This window comes from Halalkalicoccus sp. NIPERK01 (genome assembly GCF_030287405.1).
GTDB lineage: Archaea > Halobacteriota > Halobacteria > Halobacteriales > Halalkalicoccaceae > Halalkalicoccus.
In genome coordinates this window covers 89,378-105,752 of record NZ_JASVVV010000002.1, presented here as the reverse complement: position 1 = coordinate 105,752, position 16,375 = coordinate 89,378, and the positions used below count along the sequence as shown (strand labels likewise).

Genomic DNA, 16,375 nt, shown 5'->3' with positions numbered 1-16,375 from the left:
CGGGTATGGTCGAACTTGACGTCGAACCCGTCGAGGAGATCGAGGACGTCGAGGTGTCCGTCCCCTCGGGCGTCGACGCCCCCGAGTACGTGCTCTACGGGGGGAAAGGCGGCGTCGGCAAGACGACGATGGCCGCCGCGACCGCGCTGGCGAGCGCACGGGACGGCACTGCCACCCTAGTCGTCTCGACCGATCCCGCCCACTCGCTGTCGGACACCCTCGAAACGCCGATCCCCGGCGAGCCGACCCGAATCAGGGACGAGATCCCGCTGTTCGCCGCCGAGATCGACCCGGACGAGGCCGTCGAGGAGGGGCTGCTCGGCGGCGAGAACCCATTGGGAGGGTTCGACGGGCTGTTAGGCGACGCGGGCGGCGCAGACGAGGACGGCGAGGGCGGACTGGGCGACCTGCTGTCGGGCGGGTCGATGCCCGGCGCGGACGAGGCGGCGGCGATGCGCCAACTGCTGCAGTATCTCGACGACGACCGCTTCGACCGGGTGGTGATCGACACCGCGCCGACGGGCCACACCCTCAGGCTGCTCGAACTGCCCGAGGTGATGGACTCGATGCTCGGACGAGTGATGCAGTTCCGCCAGCGCATGCAGGGGATGGTCGAGGGGATGAAGGGGATGTTCGGCGGAGAGCCCCCTGAAGGGGGGAGAGCGGACCTCGACGACCTCCGAGAGCGAATCGAGCGCCTGCGGGCGACGCTCCGGGACCCCGCGAAGACGGACTTCCGGATCGTGATGGTCCCCGAGGAGATGAGCGTCGTCGAGTCCAAACGGCTGCTCGCCCGACTCGAGGAGTTCGAGATCCCCGTTTCGACGGTGGTCGTCAACCGCGTGATGGAGGACTTCGCAGACGTGGCCGGCGGCGATCCCGAGGACTTCGTCTCGCCCGACCTCGAGGACTGCGAGTTCTGCAAGCGCCGCTGGCAGGTCCAGCAGGGCGCGCTGACCCGCTCGCAGGAGCTGTTTCGCGGCCACGACGTCAAACGGGTGCCGCTGTTCGCCGACGAGGTCCGAGGGGAACGGATGCTCGAACTCGTCGCCGCGTGTCTCGACTAGCGTCCGGATTTATTTCTCTCGGAACGATCATACCGCTTTATGGAGATTCGCGAGGCGACGCCAGGCGACGCGGAGATCATCCAGGAGGTCCACGTCGCCTCGATCACCGAACTCGGCCCCGAAGCGTATTCCGAGTCCCAGGTCGAAGCGTGGGCGATGGGCTGTAAGTCGGCGGACTACGCGGGTGCGATCGAGTCGGACGACGCGTACTTCGTGGTCGCGGAGGATCGCGAGGGTGTTCGAGGGTTCGGGAGCCTATCACTCGATCCGTCCGAGGGATACGAGGCGAGTGTGGACGCCGAGGTGACGGGCGTCTACGTCGACCCGTCGGTCGCTCGGCGGGGCGTCGGCTCCGCGATCTTGGCCGATCTGGAGCGCCACGCACGCGAGCACGGCGTCCGAACGCTCGGTCTCTCGGCGTCGCTCAACGCGTTACCGTTCTACGAGGCTCACGGCTACGAACGGGTTCGGGAGTACCGCCACGAGTTCTCCGCTCACGAATCGACGGCTGTAGAGGGGACCGTCGTCGAGATGACGATGCAGCTGTAACCTACGCTTATTTTCGTTCCGCTCGAGATCCGACCATGAACGCCGACTACGAGGGCCGAACCCGCGCCTGCCAACACGCGCTCTCCCCACAGGAATGTCTCGTGCTCTTCCCGGGGCCGAACTGCCAGTATCTCACCGGATTTCGAGACGACCCCATGGAGCGCCACCTCCTGTTGTTCGTCCCCCGCGAGGGCGAACCGACCTTCCTCGCGCCGGCGATGTACGCCGAGCAACTGGCCGAGACGTGGGTCTCGGATATCCGGCTCTGGGACGACGGCGAGGATCCCCGCGAGCACATCGAGGCGATCTTCTCGACCCTCGATCCCGACCGCCTGCTCGTCGACGACCGCCTGTGGGCGCGCTTCACACAGGACCTCCGCGCCGCCACGGACGCCGAGTTCGGGCTGGCGAGCGAGGCGCTGGCCGACCTGCGGATCCGAAAGGACGAGGCGGAGATCGACGCGATCCGCCGGGCCAGCCGACTGGCCGACCGGGTGAGCGAGGAGGTCAGGACCCTCGATTTTACCGGCGTGACCGAACGCGACCTCGCCCGCGAGATCGACTCGCGACTGGCCGACGTCGGCGGCGAAGGACCCTCCTTCGAGACGATCGTCGCCTCGGGAGCCAACGGCGCGCGCCCACACCACCGCCACGGCGACCGGGAGATCGAGGCGGGCGACCCCGTCGTGCTCGACTTCGGAACCCGTCTCGATGGCTACCCGAGCGACCAGACCCGGACCGTCGTCCGGGGCGGTCCGCCCGAGGGGTTCGAGGACGTCCACGACGCCGTCCGTGAGGCCCAGCAAGCGGCCGTCGAGGCGGTCGAACCCGGCGTCCCTGCGGAGGCGGTCGACCGCGCCGCGAGGGAGGTGATCGAACGAGCGGGCTATGGTGAGGAATTCACCCACCGGACGGGCCACGGGGTCGGAATCGAGGTCCACGAGCCGCCGTACATCGTCGAGGGGAATACCAGAGAGCTCGAATCGGAAATGGTCTTCAGCGTCGAACCGGGGATCTATCTCGAAGGGAGATTCGGCGTGCGGATCGAGGACCTGGTGGTCGTCACCGCCGAGGGCGGCGAGCGCCTCAACGACTCGCCTCGGGGGTGGCGACCACGAGCACCCGCAGGTCGTTGACGTTCGTTCCTGTAGCCCCCGTCTCGATCAGCGCGTCGCGCTCGGCGAGGCAGGGGTAGGCGTCGTTCTCGGCCAGCGCGGCCCGTGCGGTCTCGGGATCCGAGACCGTCGTGCCGTCGACGAGCGCGCCCGCGGCGTCGCTGGCGCCGTCGATCCCGTCGGTGTCGACGCTCGCCAGCGCGATCCCCTCTCTTTCCCGGAGTTCGAGCGCCGCGGAAAGCGCGAACTCCTGGTTGGGGCCGCCCGTTCCCTCCCCGCGGATCGTCACCGTGGTCTCGCCGCCCGAGCAGACCACCGCGGGAGGCTCGATGGGGTTGCCCGTTCGCCGCACCTCCTCCGCGATGGCGACGTGGGTCTTCGCGGCCTCGCGGGCCTCGCCGCGAACGCTCGTCGAGAGGATCAGCGGCTCGTAGCCCCGCTCGCGCGCGAGGTCGCGGGCCGCCTCGAGGGCGCTGAACCCGTCGGCGATGACGTGGTTGTCCACCCGGTCGAAGACGGGGTCCTCGGCGTCGGGCGTCTCCTCGTACTCCCCGTTCGCCCCGCGTTCGAGGCGCTCGGCGATCGCTTCGGGCGGATCGATCCCGTAGCGGTCGAGGATCTCCCGAGCGTCGGCGAACGTCGTCGCGTCGGGCGCGGTCGGGCCGCTCGCGATCGTGCTCAGGTCGTTGCCGATCACGTCGCTGACGATCAGCGAGACCACAGTGCTAGGAGCGGCCCGGCGGGCCAGCCCCCCGCCCTTGAACGCGGAACAGTGCTTGCGGACGGCGTTGATCTCCCCGATTTCGGCCCCGCTCGCGAGCAGCGCCTCGGTCACCTCCTGGAGCGCTTCGAGCGAGACGCCCTCGGCGGGCGCGGGCATGAGCGCGCTGCCGCCGCCGGAGATCAGCACGACCGCGAGCGTCTCCTCCCCGGCCTCGTCCGCGAGTTCGAGCATTCGGCGCGTGGAGTCGACCCCGCGCTCGGAGGGCACGGGGTGATCGCCCGGCAGCACCTCGATCCGCTCGGTCTCCTCGGGCGCGTCGGTGACGACCACCCCCCTACTGATCCGCTCGCCGAGCACTCCCTCGATCGCGCTCGCCATCCGGCCCCCGGCGTTGCCCCCGCCGAGGACGACCACCTCCTCGTACTCGTCGAGGTCGTAGCTGGCGTCCTCAACGCTCAGTCGGTCGCCCTCGAGGGAGACGACCTCGCCGATCGCCCGCTCGGGGTCGGCGGCCCGGATCCCGGCCTCGACGCAGTCGAGCGCGAGGTCGCGTTCGGGCGTCCCTTCCAGTCGTTCGCGCTCGCGAATCATCCCATCACTTTCAACGCGAGTTTGAACGCCGCGTCCCGAAGCGAGTCCGGCAGTACGCGGGCGACCGAGCCGAACTTCGCCACCCGGCCGACCGGGTAGCGCGCGCTCGGACGGGTCGCGCTCGCGGCGTGGACGATCCAGTCGGCGACCTCTCCCGGGGGGATCGCGCCCGGCCCGTCGCCGCCGATGGCCTGCGTGTCGTCGATCACGCCGTAGATGTCGCTGTAGGTCTCGGATCGGGGGATGTCGTCCGTCTCGCTCTCGGCGCGATCCGAGAAGCCCGTCTCCACGGGACCGGGTTCGACCAGCACGACGTCGACGCCGAAGCGGTCGGCCTCCACCCGAAGGGCGTCGGTCATCGATTCGAGGGCGGCCTTCGACCCGCAGTAGACGCCGCCGCCGGGGAAGGCGACCCGGCCGGCGATGCTGGAGACGTTGACGATGGTGCCGTCCTCGCGCTCGCGCATGTGGGGCAGGACCTCCCTCGTGAGGCGGTGTGGGCCGTAGACGTTGGTGTCGAACTGCTTTTCGACGTCCCGTACCGGGACGTCCTCGACCGGGCCCAGTTGGCCGTAGCCCGCGTTGTTGACCAGACAGTCGATCCGGCCCGTCTCCTCGACGATCCGCTCGACGACCGCCTGTACCCGTACGTCGTTCGTCACGTCGAGTTCGGCCGTCTCGCACCCGAGTTCCGCGAGATCGGCGATGTCGCCCACGTTCCGGGCGGTCGCGTACACCGTCCACTCCTCCTCTCGGAACTGTCTGGCCGTCTCGCGACCGATCCCCGACGAACAACCCGTGATACAAACGGTCTTCTCCATGGGCCACCCGTCGGCCGCCGGGGAGTTAATTGTTGTACTATCGGACGTTACCGTCCGTCGGCGCCAGCGCCGACTCGACGGCGGTTCGACCACCGTCTTTCGAGCGCGCACGAACGCGGGCGGCTACCCGTCGAGTTCGCGCGCGAGTTCGTCGGCGTACGAGTCCGCCAGCCGGATCGGTTCGGGGAGCTTGTAGCCCGCACAGTGGCGCTGTGCGAGCGAGGCGGCCGTCTCCGCGCCGACCCGGTGGCCCGGACTCACGTACAGCGGGTTGATGTACCGACGTCCCTCGTACTGGCGGGTCTGGACCGCGTACCCGAGGACGGTCCCCTGCTCGACCTCGACTCGCCCGTCGGCGAGGATCGGCACCCGCGTCCCCTCCGCGAAGGGTTCCTCGGGCGGGTTGCTCAACCGGCCACAGAGCAGGCTCTTCGCGACCCCCACGCTCGGGAGGTCGAGCGCCACGCCCATGTGGGTCGCCAGCCCGGCCTGCCGGAAGTGGATCCGGCCGCTGCCGTCGAACAGCGCGAGGTCCGGGTCGCACTCCAGGGTCTCGAACGCCGCGAGGATCGACTCGCCCTCGCGAAAGGAGAGCAGCCCCGGAATATATGGTATAGAAAGGTCGGTTACGGCGGAGGCGCGCTCGATCACCTCGCCGTCGCGCATGGCGACGATCGCGCTGACGGCCCGCTCGTCGGGAAACGCCTGGTCGACGCCGACGACGACGGGCGACTCCGGGAGCGGTTCGTCCTCGAAGGTCGCCTCGCGTGCGATCTCGCGCTGGAGTTCCTCCATCTCTGCCCGGGCGAGGTCGGGATCGGGCCGGAACTCGGGGAGGGCGACGTCCATCAGAACCGCCCTCGGCCGGGACCGCCCGGCCCGCCGGGACCACCGGGGCCACCGGGACCGCCGCCGCCGAACCGGAGCTGATCGGGCGCGCGTTCGCCCTCACGCCGGAGTTTCTCGCCGTACGCGAGGCCGACGAACAGGCCCGCGAGGTGGGCGAGGTGGGCGATCCCGCCCGCGCCGAGGCCGCCGAGGCCGACGACGCCGACCGAGACCGCGGCGAACCCCAGCGTGAGGAGCCACAGCGGCATCGGGATGAAGAAAAAGAGCAGCACCCGGAGCTGGGGGTTCAGCACGGTGAGCACGCCCATGATCGCCATGATCGCGCCGCTGGCGCCGACGACGGCGCTGAACTCGCCGAGCGCGAGCGAGGTGCCGACCTGCGAGAGGCCGGCGATCACGCCGCTGGCGAGGAAGAGCACCGTGAAGTTGCGGCTGCCGACCTTCCGCTCGACGATCGGCCCGAAGAAGTACAGCACGATGCTGTTCATGACTATGTGGCCGACGCTGCCGTGTGCGAAGATCGAGGTGAACCACGTCCAGACGTGGGTGATGTCGTTCGACTGGAGGACGAACAGGTAGACCGAGAGGTCGCTGTTTACCGGAAACCCCAGCAGCGGCAGGAGGAGGAACTGCAGCGAGAACGTCACCCACATCAACAGCAGGAAGACGTAGGTCATGTTGTTGCGGAAGTAGCCCAGCGGCCCGCCGGTGCCGGTGTTGATCGGCACCCGGTCGCGCACGCCCTTCTCGCGGCCGCCGGGGTGGTTCACGCTGTCGTCGAAGCCGCTGTCGAAGATCCCGTCGGGGTCGCGCCACTCCTGTAAGCCGGGACAGTCGTGGTTCTCCGGCAGTCGGTGTCGCGCACAGAAGACCCCGCCACAGCGCCCGCACCGGTAGGGGAGGTTCTCGTGTGCGCCACACCGATCACACTGCGCCATTGCCGGAGGTTCGCGTCGGGGTGACAAAAGGAGTGGGGATCGGTGACGCCGTCGCGGTCGCGGCACGTGGCGCGCTCACGCCACTACCGGGTGTGCGGCCGTACCTATCCGCGGGGCGCAACGTTTTCACGCGTACCGTCCAACCTCCGCCCGTGCAGGAGTACGAGCGAAAACAGCTGCTCGAACGGATCGGCAAGGAGGGCGCGACCATCGGCGCGCAGATCCCCGAGGAGATCGACGTGCAGGGCGAGCGCGTCGAGCTTCGCGAGTTCGTCTTCGAGATAAAACGCCGGGAGACGATCCCCGAGGGCGAGCGCGAGCGCGTCGAGCGGGCCAAACGCACCCTCAGAAAGGCGCGCCTCGAACGCCTCGACGCGATCGAGGCGGGCGAGATCAGCAGGCAGGAGGGCGAACGCCTCGCCGAGTCGGTCATCGGGATCGACCGCGCGCTCGAAGGCCTCCAGCAACTCGGCCCGGCGAACGTCGAAGCCGAGGCCGAGGCCCAGCGACTCGCCGACCGGAAACGCTGGTCGCGGTTCATGCGACAGGCGCTCGGGATGGACGACGACAGTACACCTAACAGGCGCTAAGCCGAAGGGGGGCCATGAGCCGCAACGCCGAGATAGCCGCCCTCCTCGAGGAGTACGCCGCCCTCCTCGAAGCACGGGACATCGAGTACAAGCCCAACACCTACCGACGGGCCGCCGAGAGCATTCGCGAGCACCCGACCGCGATCGAGGACCTCGTGAGCGAGGGTCGAGACGCCGTCGAGGGGATCGACGGGGTGGGCGAGGCCATCTCCGCGAAGGTCATCGAGTACGTCGAGACGGGCGCGATCGAGGAACTCGAGGAGGAACGGGCGAACCTCCCGGTGGCGATGGACGAACTCACGAGCGTCGAGGGCGTCGGTCCCAAAACGGTGGGAACGCTCTACGAGGAGCTCGGGGTGACGAACCTCGCCGAACTCGAGGAGGCCGCGAGCGCCGGCGAAATCCAGGAACTCAAGGGGTTCGGGCCGAAGACGGAGGAGAACATCCTCGACGGGCTGGAGTTCGCCCGGCAGGCCCGCGAGCGCGAACTGCTGGGCGACACCCGTCCGCTCGCTGACGACCTCCTCGAGTACCTCCGCTCCCGAGAGGGGGTCGAGCGCGCGGAAGTCGCGGGGTCGATCCGCCGGTGGCGCGAGACGAGCGGCGACGTGGACGTGCTCGCGTCGAGCGACGACCTCGAAGGCGTCGTCGGGGCGTTCACCGACTGGGAGCGCGCCGAGCGCGTCATCGAATCCGGCGAGAACAAGGCGAGCGTCGTCGCGAACGGGATCCGGGTCGACCTCCGCGCCGTCGTCCCCGAGGAGTTCGGCAGCGCGCTCCAGTACTTCACGGGCAGCAAGGCCCACAACATCCGGTTTCGCAACCGGGCGCTGGATCGCGACCTGAAGGTCAACGAGTACGGCGTGTTCGACATCAGCGATGTTGAGGATACGAGCGACCAGCGGGCGGGCGAGCGGGTCGCCGGCGAGACCGAGGAGAGCATGTACGCGGCGCTCGACCTCGAGTGGATCCCGCCCGAACTCCGCGAGGACACCGGCGAGATCGACGCCGCCGCCGCGGGCGACCTGCCCGAGTTGATCGAGGAGGGCGACCTCCGCGGGGACTTACACACCCACACCGACTGGTCCGACGGGACGGAATCGATCGGGGAGTGGATCGCATCCGCCACCGAGTTCGGCCACGAGTACATCTGTATCTCGGATCACGCGACCGGCCCCGGAATGGTCGGCGGGGTCGGCGTCCCCGACGAGGAGTTGCTCGAACAGGCCGACGAGATCCGCGAGGCCGCCGAGGACGCCGAGATCGAGGTGTTCTCCGGCGTCGAGGCGAACGTCGACGAGACGGGCGGGCTGAGCGTCGCCGAGGACGTCCTAGGGAAACTCGACATCGTAATCGCCTCGCCCCACAGCGCCCTCGACATGGATCCGGAGGCGGCGACCGACCGCCTCGTCGCGGCGATCTCCCACCCCGAGACCGACGTGCTGGGCCATCCCACCGGGCGGCTCCTGACCCGCCGGCCCGGCCTCGATCCCGACCTCCAGCGGGTCGCGGAGGCCGCCGCCGACCACGGCGTCGCCCTCGAGGTGAACGCCAACCCCGCCCGTCTCGACCTCTGGGGGCGGGCAGTGAAGGTCGCGATCGAGGCGGGCGCGAAAATCGTCGTCAACACCGATGCGCACAGCGCGAGCGAGTTCGAGAACAGTAGGTACGGCGTCCACACCGCTCGACGGGGGTGGGCCGAACCCAAAGACGTGCTGAACGCGTGGGACGCGACGGAGGTTCGAGAGTTCGTCGGGCGCTGACATCCGATGCCGCATCGGCCCGACGAGTTCGGGATCGATTCGATCGGCGTCGGACGGGATATCTAGTAGTGGATCTCTATTTCCCGACGCCGAAGAGCGCAGCCCCCGCCTCGCCCGGTAGGGAAACCGGGGGCGGGGCGTCCGTGTGGATCGGACACGCGGCGACTCCTATCGAGCCGTCCGTGTGTACGACGGGTGACCAGTCCCGTCGATCACACCCATCCGTCGGACACCCAAAGCTGTTTTCCGAAATCGGACCGGAGTCCGTCCCGATTTCGGCCCCGATCTCCCGGCCGAAGGCGGTGGATCCCGGGACTACTCACGACCGCCTTCGTTCGGTCCACGACTCGCAGGCGTCCATCGACGCCAGCTCCTCCCCGTGATACGTACAGTAGGGGACGAGCCGCCCCTCCTCGGTGGCGTACTCGAGGTGCCGACAGGTCCCACAGTAGGCGTCGGCCGCGCTCCGCTCCGTGGTTTCGGTGGCGGTCTCGGTCCCGCCGTCGCCGCGGGTCGGCCCCAACGCGGAACCGAACAGCCCGACGCTGCCCCGGCCCCGCCGCTCGACCTCGACGATCCGGGTCTCGCCCTTGCGCAGCACCGACAGCGAGACGGTCCCGCCGGGGTCGTTTCGCGTCTTGAACCGGGCGACGCCGACGAACAGGGCCACGGTCGTGACCGTGAGGCCGACGAGGTAGAGCGCGCTCACGGGGAGGGTCCGATCCAGCCCGTAGCCCGCCCAGTGGGCGGGGTAGACGAGCCAAAACCAGCCCACTGCTACCGCGGCGAGTCCCGCGCCGACCGCCGCCACGAGGCGGACGCGCCGCTTTCCGGGCAGCACGGTGACGACGCCCAGCAGGAGCGCGGGAACGCCGAGACCCGCGAGCACGCCCGCGACTCGACGCGACTCGTAGAGCCCGTAACCGACACCCGAGAGGAGGTCGGTCGTCCCGACGACCACGCCGAGAACCGCGCCCACGACGCCCGCGAGAAACAGCCCGCCGCCGGCGACGCGGCGACGAACGCTCGCGTCCGCGCCGCCGCCCGTGTACGCCTCGGTGAGCCCGTCCATACCGGATAGTGCCGCTCGTAGTATAAAATTGTAGTGGTGAATAGCAAGAAAGAATTTGTGCAAAACCTCTTTGTCGTTCCTGTGGGATGGGCGGATATGGATTCGCCGGACACGGGGGAGATCGTTCACAGGCCCACGGAGGAGTTCGCCGCGAACACGAACGTCGCGGCGTTCATGGACCGCTACGACATCGCCGACTACGAGGAACTGATCGAGCGGACCACGGGCGAGATCGAGTGGTTCTGGGACGAACTCGTCGACTACCTCGGGATCGACTTTTACGAGGCCTACGACCGCGTTCGAGACGACAGCGGGGCGCGCAGCGCCCCGGAACGGGCGAGCGGTGACGCCGCGAGCCGCGGGGGCCCGCAGTTCACCGACTGGTATCCCGGCGGGGAGTTGAACGTCGCGCACAACACGCTGGATCGCCACGCCGCCCCCGGAAACGAGACCCGGAACAAGGTCGCGTGCATCTGGGAGGGCGAACCCGGCGAGGTCCGCCAAGTGACCTACCACGACCTCCACCGGCAGGCCAATCAGGTCGCGAACGCGCTCGAAGCGCGGGGGGTCGGGACGGGCGACACGGTCGGGTTGTACATGCCGATGGTCCCCGAGGTGGCCGCGATCCTCTACGGCTGTTTCAAGGTCGGCGCGATCGCGGTGCCGATCTTCTCGGGGTTCGGCACCGACGCCACGGCCACGCGGATCGCCGACTCGGAACCATCGGTGCTCTTTACCGGCGACGGCTTCTACCGGCGGGGCAGCGAGATCCACCTCAAGGGCTCGGCGGACGCGGCCATCGAGGAGGCGGGCCACGTCGAGCACACGATCGTTTACGAGCGCCTCGGGACCGACTACGACCGACAGGAGCGCGACGAGACGTGGGCGGAGGCGGTCGAGAGCGAGTCCGACGAGTACGAGACCACGTCCCTCCCGTCGGATCAGGAGTCGATGCTGCTCTACTCGTCGGGGACGACCGGCAAGCCGAAGGGTATCGTCCACACGCACGCGGGCGTCGGGGTGCAGTGTCCCAAGGAGGTCCACTTCGGGATGGACCTCAAGCCCGCCGACCGCTTTTTCTGGGTGAGCGACATCGGCTGGATGATGGGTCCGTGGACGCTGATCGGGGTCCACACCTTCGGCGGGACGCTGTTCATGTACGAGGGCGCGCCCGATCATCCTCAGCCTGATCGATTCTGGGAGATGATCGACCGCCACTCGATCACCCAGTTCGGGATCAGCCCGACGGCGATCCGCGCGCTCCGGAAACACGGCGACGGACCCCTCGAGGCCCACGACCTCTCCAGCCTCCGGATCCTGGGTTCGACCGGCGAGCCGTGGGACCCCGAGTCGTGGCTGTGGTTCTACGAGAAGGTCGGCGGGAGCGAGGCCCCGATCATCAACATCTCCGGGGGCACGGAGATCTGTGGCTGTTTCCTGATGCCGATGCCGAACCAGCCGCTGAAACCCTGTACGCTCGGCGGACCAGGGTTAGGAATGGACGTCGACATCGTGAACTCCCAGGGCGAGTCGGTCGCCGACTCACACGAACGGGGCTTTCTGGTCGCGCGGGATTCGTGTCCCTCGATGACCAAATCGCTGTGGGAGGGCGACGAGCGCTACCTCGAGGAGTACTGGAGTTCGTTCGAGGACCCACCGCTGTGGGACCACGGCGACTGGGCCCAGAAGGACGGCGATGGCTTCTGGTTCCTCCACGGGCGCGCCGACGACGCGCTGAACGTCGCCGGGCGCAAGGTCGGGCCGGCGGAGGTCGAGGGCGCGCTGATGGACCACGAGGCGGTGAACCAGGCCGCCGCCGTCGGGGTGCCCGACGACACCACCGGGACGGCGGTCGTCACCTACGTCATCCTTGAGGAGGGCGTCGAGGAGAGCGACGAGTTGCGCGAGGAACTTCGCGCGCAGGTCGGCGAGGAGTTGGGGAAACCGTTCCGCCCCCGCGAAGTGCTGTTCGTCTCGGAGTTCCCCAAGACCCAGAGCGGGAAGATCATCCGCCGGGCGGTCCAGGCGAGCTACACGGGCGAGGACCTGGGCGACATGAGCAGCATCGAGAACCCCGACGCGCTGGCGCAACTCGAAGACGCGCGGTAGTCGGAGCGCCGTTCAGTCGTCGCCGGGGACGCCGGCGGGGCCGGACTCGCCGCTGGCCCAGACGCCGCCGTCGAAGTCGACCGCGCCGTTCCAGTGGGCGACCAGCGTCGTCACCGCGAGGTCGCCGGTGACGTTCGTCATCGTGCGAAGCCGGTCGAGCAGCGGGTCGATGCCCGCGATGAAGCCGACGACCTCCAGCGGCAGGCCCAACTGCGTGAGCACCAATGTAAGGAGGATCAGCCCGGCGCTGGGCACGCCCGCGGTGCCGATGCTCGCGAGCACCGCGATGGTGACGACCGTGATCTGTTCGGTCAGCGTGAGCGAGACGCCCACGAGGTTCGCCGCGAAGATGGCGACGATCCCCTGGTACATCCCGGTGCCGTCCATGTTGATGGTCGCGCCCAGCGGGAGCGAAAACCCATAAATTCCCTCGTTGACCCGGAGGTTGTCCTCGGCGTTCGACATCGAGATCGGGAGCGTCGCGCTGGAGGAGGCGATCGAGAGCGCCGTCACCATCGCCTCCTTGATCCCCGCGAGGAAGGCGATCGGCGACTGCTGGGTCAGCAGGGCGATGATCGTCCCGAGGTAGACGATGGAGATGTGAAGCGCCACCCCGAGGACGAGGGTGGCCGCCAGCAGCGCGAACGTCGAGAGCACGCCGATACCCGTCTGTGCGAAGATGGAGGCCATCAGCGCGAACACGCCCAGCACGCCGTACTCCATGATCCCCCAGACCATCTTGAACAGCGCCTCCGAACCCGCCTCCGCGAGGTCGAAGAAGGTCTCGACGCCGTTCTGGACGCGGGGGTTCTCGCTGGACTCCTGGAGCATCGCGAGCGCGAGGCCGAAGACGAGGACGAAGAACAACACGGCGAGGATGTCGCCGCTGGCCATCGCGTTGATCGGGTTCTCGGGGACGATCCCGAGGAGCACCTCGGTGAAACTCGGCGCTTCCTGCGTGTCGATCTCGCCTTCGACCAGCGTCAGCCCCTGTCCCGGATCGATGGCGTTCGCCACCGCCAGCCCGATGGCGACGGCGATCGTCGAGGTGATCGCGTACAGCGCGACCACCTGTCCGCCGACCCGTCCCAGCGAGGAGGGCGTGAGGTGGCGCACGCCCATCAGCAGCGTGAAGATCACGATCGGGACGACGATCATGCTCAGGAGTCGGACGAACAGGTCGCCGATCGGCTGGAGCGCGGTCGCCGGTTCCCCGACCACGAGGCCGACGATCGACCCGAGGACGAACGCCGCCCCGATCCGGTAGATGATCGGCACGGACCGATAGCGTCGCCAGCCCCGCAGTATGCCATTGCCTGCCATAGCCTACGAATGTGCCCTCTCCGATAAAACGGTTTCCCAAAACCGGCAGGAAGCGGAGAGGTTACGGGACCGATTCGTGAGGGATCGTGCTCGGTTCGGGCCCCGCGCCGACCGCGAGGTCCGCCACCTCGTCGGGGCCGGGGAAGACGATCACGCCGCCCGCGAGAAGCGGCGCGAGAACGCCCGCGACGACCGTTCCCGGTTCCGAGAGCGGCGCGCGGATCGCGACCTCGTCGCCGGGTTCGATCCCCCACCGCTCGACGACCCGTTCGGCCGCCGCGAGCAGGTCGCCGTGGGTGTAGGTCCCGCTCCCGGTTTCGAGTAACGGCGTCTCGGAACGGATCTCCGAGGGAACGGGACACGCGGGGTTCTCGCTCCAGATGCTCTCGCCGAAGGACTCGATTCCAGCCCTCGGTTCGCCGGTGTACGCGATCCGACTCGCTCCCGCCGGGAGGTCGTACTCCTCGACCTCCTTGCCCGGCGCGACCAGCAGGCGCGCGTCGAGTTCGCGGGGCGGGTCGAAACGCACCCGCGCGCCGAGCAGCGCCGCGCCGAACAGCGAGAGGATCGGCGCGCCGCTTTCCTCCGAGCGGATCCCGACGAGCGCCCCCGTCCGGACCCCGCGGTGGCTGAAGAAGTTGCCCGTCTTCTGGGCGGTCGTACAGAACTGGTAGTAGTCGTAGCGCAGCGCCACGCCGGTTCGCGCGCGAAGCGCCGGTTCGCGGGTCCGGCGCTCGCGCCCGACCAGTTCCCCGATGGTCTCCATACCGGTCCTTCTCGACGCCGGTAGAAAGCCGCTGTGTGATCGACCCGCCTACAGCGAACTCTTGATCCGCTCGAAAAACCCTTGTTCGACCTCGATCTCCTCGCCGCCGGCTTCTGCGAACGCCTCGAGCGCCTCGCGCTGCTCCTCGTTGAGTTCCTCGGGGGTCACGACCTGGATCGAGACGTAGAGGTCGCCCTGGCCTCGGCGTCGAAGCCGGGGCATGCCCTTGCCCTCGAGGCGGAAGCGCTCGCCGCTCTGGGTGCCACCCGGCACGTCCATCTCTACCGTGCCCTCCATCGTCGGGACCTCGACGGTGTCACCGAAGACGGCTTGGGGAAACGAGATCGCTTTTCTGTACCGCAGGTCGTCGCCGTCGCGCTCGAAGTCGGGGTGGTCCTCGACTCGGATCTCGATCAGGAGGTCGCCGTTGGGGCCACCCCGCTCGCCGGGCGCGCCCTCGCGTTCCATCCGCAGGGTCTGGCCGTCGCGAATGCCCTCCGGGATCTCCACGGAGAGGGTGGTCTCGCGGGTGACCTGCCCCTCGCCGCGACAGTCCTTACAACTCTCCTCGTAGACCTGCCCGTCGCCGCGGCAGTTGGGACAGGCCTGGGTCTGTTGCATCCGGCCGAACGGGGTCTGTTGGACCTGCGTGACCTGCCCCCGACCGTTGCACTCCGGGCAGGTCTGGGGGTTCGTCCCGCCCGCGCCGTCGCAGGCCTCACAGCGCTCGGGGCGGTTGATCGTCATCTGTTTCTCGACGCCGTCGTAGACCTCCTCGAGCGTGACCGACAGGCGCGTCTGGAGGTCCGCGCCCTGGCGGCGACCGCCGCCACCGCCCCCGCCGAAGAACTGCTCGAAGATGTCGCCGAGGCCGCCACCGCCGCCCGCGCCGCCGAACGGGTCGCCGCCGCCGAAGCCGCCCGCGCCGCCCGCACCGCCGTCGAACCCGCCGCGTTTCTCGGCCTGTTCGAAGCGGTCGTGACCCATGCGGTCGTAGGCCGCCCGTTGCTGTTCGTCCGTCAGGACCTCCTTCGCCTTCTTCGCCTTCTTGAACTTCTCCTCCGCATCCGGCTCGTCGCTGACGTCCGGGTGGTACTTCGCGGCCTTCTTCCGGAAGGCCTTGTTTATCTCGTCCTCGCTGGCGTCCCGACTCACGCCGAGGACGTCGTAGAAATCCTCGCTCATCAGTTGTCGTCTCATACTGGATTGTCGTACTTGAACGGACCGCTCTCGGGCCCCGTCGCTCATGGTGTCGGGCCGCCAACACCGTCCATGGTACACGCGGAGCTGGCGCTGGTCACCCTCGCGGGGCTGCTGACGGCGCTCGCGACCGGCCTCGGGGCGCTTCCCTTCTTCTTCCTCGACGACGTGAACGACCGGCTCAACGTCGCGCTCTGGGGGTTCGCCTCGGGGATCATGCTCGCCGCCTCGATCTTCGGGCTGGCAACCGAGGGGCTGGCCGCGGGCGGACCGCTCGCTCTCGGAGTCGGCCTGGCGGTCGGCGTCGCGCTCGTGGTCGCGAGCGACCGCGCCCTCTCGGGGACGGAGATCCACCCCCGCAAGTACGAGGAGGCGGGCTTCAAGAAGCTCGTGCTCATCCTCGGCGTACTGACCGTCCACAGCTTCCCCGAGGGCGTCGCAATCGGCGTCTCCTTCGCCGACCTTCCTCTGGGAGAGGGCGTTTCGGTCCTCGGCCTCACGGTTCCGGTGCTCGCGGTGTTCATCACCGGTGCGATCGCGATCCAGAACGTGCCCGAAGGCATCGCCGTCGCCATCCCGCTTCAGGGACTGGGCGTCCCGCGCTGGCGGATGGTCTGGTGGGCGGTCTTCTCGAGCCTTCCCCAGCCGATCGGCGCGGCACTCGCCTACGCCTTCGTTCGGACCGCCCGCGATTTCCTCGCGGTCGGCTTCGGCTTCGCCGCGGGCGCGATGATCTACCTCGTCTTCTCGGAACTCGTTCCCGAGGCGCGTTCGATCGGGCGGGATCTCCCGAGAAATGGGACCCCGGAGCTCGCCATCGGCCTCTTCTGTGGCGTTCTCCTGATGCTCCCCGTATCGTTCGTCTGAGATACAGAAGACCGTTTCAGCGAACCGTTTA

The 16,375-nt window shown here is 68.7% G+C and carries 15 protein-coding genes; 7 read left to right on the top strand and 8 right to left on the bottom strand.

Translation table 11 applies throughout. The annotated features are described in order from the left end of the window. Positions 1-5: 5 nt before the first annotated feature. Genes QRT08_RS06500 through QRT08_RS06490 form a run of 3 tightly spaced genes read left to right on the top strand, consistent with a single transcriptional unit; the run spans position 6 to position 2,752 of the window. Entirely contained in the window at positions 6-1,067 is a 1,062-nt protein-coding gene (locus QRT08_RS06500; protein WP_286045123.1) for an ArsA family ATPase, read from the top strand. Between the two features lie 39 nt (positions 1,068-1,106). Then, complete coding sequence (locus QRT08_RS06495; protein ID WP_286045122.1) at positions 1,107-1,616, top strand: GNAT family N-acetyltransferase; 510 nt, start codon at positions 1,107-1,109, stop codon at positions 1,614-1,616. 35 nt (positions 1,617-1,651) lie between these two features. After that, positions 1,652-2,752: a M24 family metallopeptidase gene (locus QRT08_RS06490; protein ID WP_286045121.1), complete on the top strand. Its 1,101-nt coding sequence runs from the start codon at positions 1,652-1,654 to the stop codon at positions 2,750-2,752. Here the strand turns inward: QRT08_RS06490 and QRT08_RS06485 are convergent. The 4 genes from QRT08_RS06485 to QRT08_RS06470 all read right to left on the bottom strand — a co-directional run bounded on the left by QRT08_RS06485 (position 2,703) and on the right by QRT08_RS06470 (position 6,654). Then, positions 2,703-4,046, bottom strand: a complete 1,344-nt coding sequence (locus QRT08_RS06485; RefSeq protein ID WP_286045120.1) for a glycerate kinase type-2 family protein — start codon at positions 4,044-4,046, stop codon at positions 2,703-2,705. The two genes, QRT08_RS06490 and QRT08_RS06485, sit on opposite strands and share 50 nt — an antisense overlap. After that, on the bottom strand, positions 4,043-4,867 hold the full coding sequence (locus QRT08_RS06480) for an SDR family oxidoreductase (protein ID WP_286045119.1): 825 nt from the start codon (positions 4,865-4,867) through the stop codon (positions 4,043-4,045). The genes QRT08_RS06485 and QRT08_RS06480 overlap by 4 nt, the downstream gene beginning before the upstream one ends. Before the next feature lie 123 nt (positions 4,868-4,990). Next, positions 4,991-5,716, bottom strand: coding sequence for an endonuclease V (locus QRT08_RS06475; protein ID WP_286045118.1), 726 nt, complete (start codon positions 5,714-5,716; stop codon positions 4,991-4,993). Beyond that, a complete protein-coding gene (locus QRT08_RS06470; protein ID WP_286045117.1) occupies positions 5,716-6,654 on the bottom strand; it encodes a rhomboid family intramembrane serine protease in 939 nt (312 codons plus the stop codon). The genes QRT08_RS06475 and QRT08_RS06470 overlap by 1 nt, the downstream gene beginning before the upstream one ends. A 152-nt stretch (positions 6,655-6,806) precedes the next feature. Here QRT08_RS06470 and QRT08_RS06465 point away from each other — a divergent pair, with 152 nt between their 5' ends. Both QRT08_RS06465 and polX read left to right on the top strand, forming a co-directional pair. Next, the gene (locus QRT08_RS06465) at positions 6,807-7,244 is read left to right on the top strand and encodes a DUF5788 family protein (protein WP_286045116.1); all 438 of its coding nucleotides are present in this window, start codon (positions 6,807-6,809) and stop codon (positions 7,242-7,244) included. Between the two features lie 14 nt (positions 7,245-7,258). Next, on the top strand, positions 7,259-9,007 hold the full coding sequence (gene polX / locus QRT08_RS06460; protein ID WP_286045114.1) for a DNA polymerase/3'-5' exonuclease PolX: 1,749 nt from the start codon (positions 7,259-7,261) through the stop codon (positions 9,005-9,007). 319 nt (positions 9,008-9,326) lie between these two features. Here the strand turns inward: polX and QRT08_RS06455 are convergent, their stop codons facing one another. Continuing rightward, complete coding sequence (locus QRT08_RS06455) at positions 9,327-10,079, bottom strand: cell division protein CdpA domain-containing protein (RefSeq protein ID WP_286045113.1); 753 nt, start codon at positions 10,077-10,079, stop codon at positions 9,327-9,329. 96 nt (positions 10,080-10,175) lie between these two features. On the opposite strand from QRT08_RS06455, the gene QRT08_RS06450 reads away from it, so the two are divergent. Further along, positions 10,176-12,188 (top strand): AMP-binding protein, encoded by a 2,013-nt coding sequence (locus QRT08_RS06450; RefSeq protein WP_286045112.1) that lies wholly within the window; start codon positions 10,176-10,178, stop codon positions 12,186-12,188. A gap of 12 nt (positions 12,189-12,200) precedes the next feature. Here QRT08_RS06450 and QRT08_RS06445 read toward each other — a convergent pair whose 3' ends face one another. The 3 genes from QRT08_RS06445 to dnaJ all read right to left on the bottom strand — a co-directional run bounded on the left by QRT08_RS06445 (position 12,201) and on the right by dnaJ (position 15,462). Further along, a complete protein-coding gene (locus QRT08_RS06445; RefSeq protein WP_286045111.1) occupies positions 12,201-13,511 on the bottom strand; it encodes a dicarboxylate/amino acid:cation symporter in 1,311 nt (436 codons plus the stop codon). Positions 13,512-13,572: 61 nt separating this feature from the next. Beyond that, positions 13,573-14,277: an acyl-CoA synthetase family protein gene (locus tag QRT08_RS06440; protein ID WP_286045110.1), complete on the bottom strand. Its 705-nt coding sequence runs from the start codon at positions 14,275-14,277 to the stop codon at positions 13,573-13,575. 48 nt (positions 14,278-14,325) lie between these two features. Further along, positions 14,326-15,462: a molecular chaperone DnaJ gene (gene dnaJ / locus QRT08_RS06435; RefSeq protein WP_286045660.1), complete on the bottom strand. Its 1,137-nt coding sequence runs from the start codon at positions 15,460-15,462 to the stop codon at positions 14,326-14,328. An 87-nt stretch (positions 15,463-15,549) separates the two neighbouring features. Between dnaJ and QRT08_RS06430 the strand changes: the two genes are divergently transcribed. Then, entirely contained in the window at positions 15,550-16,344 is a 795-nt protein-coding gene (locus QRT08_RS06430; RefSeq protein WP_286045109.1) for a ZIP family metal transporter, read from the top strand. Positions 16,345-16,375: the final 31 nt, after the last annotated feature.

Bases quoted from the DNA above. Each gene is read 5' to 3' on its own strand.
- QRT08_RS06500 (WP_286045123.1), top strand. From the start codon at position 6: ATGGTCGAACTTGACGTCGAACCCGTCGAGGAGATCGAGGACGTCGAG.
- QRT08_RS06495 (WP_286045122.1), top strand. From the start codon at position 1,107: ATGGAGATTCGCGAGGCGACGCCAGGCGACGCGGAGATCATCCAGGAG.
- QRT08_RS06490 (WP_286045121.1), top strand. From the start codon at position 1,652: ATGAACGCCGACTACGAGGGCCGAACCCGCGCCTGCCAACACGCGCTC.
- QRT08_RS06485 (WP_286045120.1), bottom strand. From the start codon at position 4,046: ATGATTCGCGAGCGCGAACGACTGGAAGGGACGCCCGAACGCGACCTC.
- QRT08_RS06480 (WP_286045119.1), bottom strand. From the start codon at position 4,867: ATGGAGAAGACCGTTTGTATCACGGGTTGTTCGTCGGGGATCGGTCGC.
- QRT08_RS06475 (WP_286045118.1), bottom strand. From the start codon at position 5,716: ATGGACGTCGCCCTCCCCGAGTTCCGGCCCGATCCCGACCTCGCCCGG.
- QRT08_RS06470 (WP_286045117.1), bottom strand. From the start codon at position 6,654: ATGGCGCAGTGTGATCGGTGTGGCGCACACGAGAACCTCCCCTACCGG.
- polX (WP_286045114.1), top strand. From the start codon at position 7,259: ATGAGCCGCAACGCCGAGATAGCCGCCCTCCTCGAGGAGTACGCCGCC.
- QRT08_RS06455 (WP_286045113.1), bottom strand. From the start codon at position 10,079: ATGGACGGGCTCACCGAGGCGTACACGGGCGGCGGCGCGGACGCGAGC.
- QRT08_RS06450 (WP_286045112.1), top strand. From the start codon at position 10,176: ATGGATTCGCCGGACACGGGGGAGATCGTTCACAGGCCCACGGAGGAG.
- QRT08_RS06445 (WP_286045111.1), bottom strand. From the start codon at position 13,511: ATGGCAGGCAATGGCATACTGCGGGGCTGGCGACGCTATCGGTCCGTG.
- QRT08_RS06440 (WP_286045110.1), bottom strand. From the start codon at position 14,277: ATGGAGACCATCGGGGAACTGGTCGGGCGCGAGCGCCGGACCCGCGAA.
- dnaJ (WP_286045660.1), bottom strand. From the start codon at position 15,462: ATGAGCGAGGATTTCTACGACGTCCTCGGCGTGAGTCGGGACGCCAGC.
- QRT08_RS06430 (WP_286045109.1), top strand. From the start codon at position 15,550: ATGGTACACGCGGAGCTGGCGCTGGTCACCCTCGCGGGGCTGCTGACG.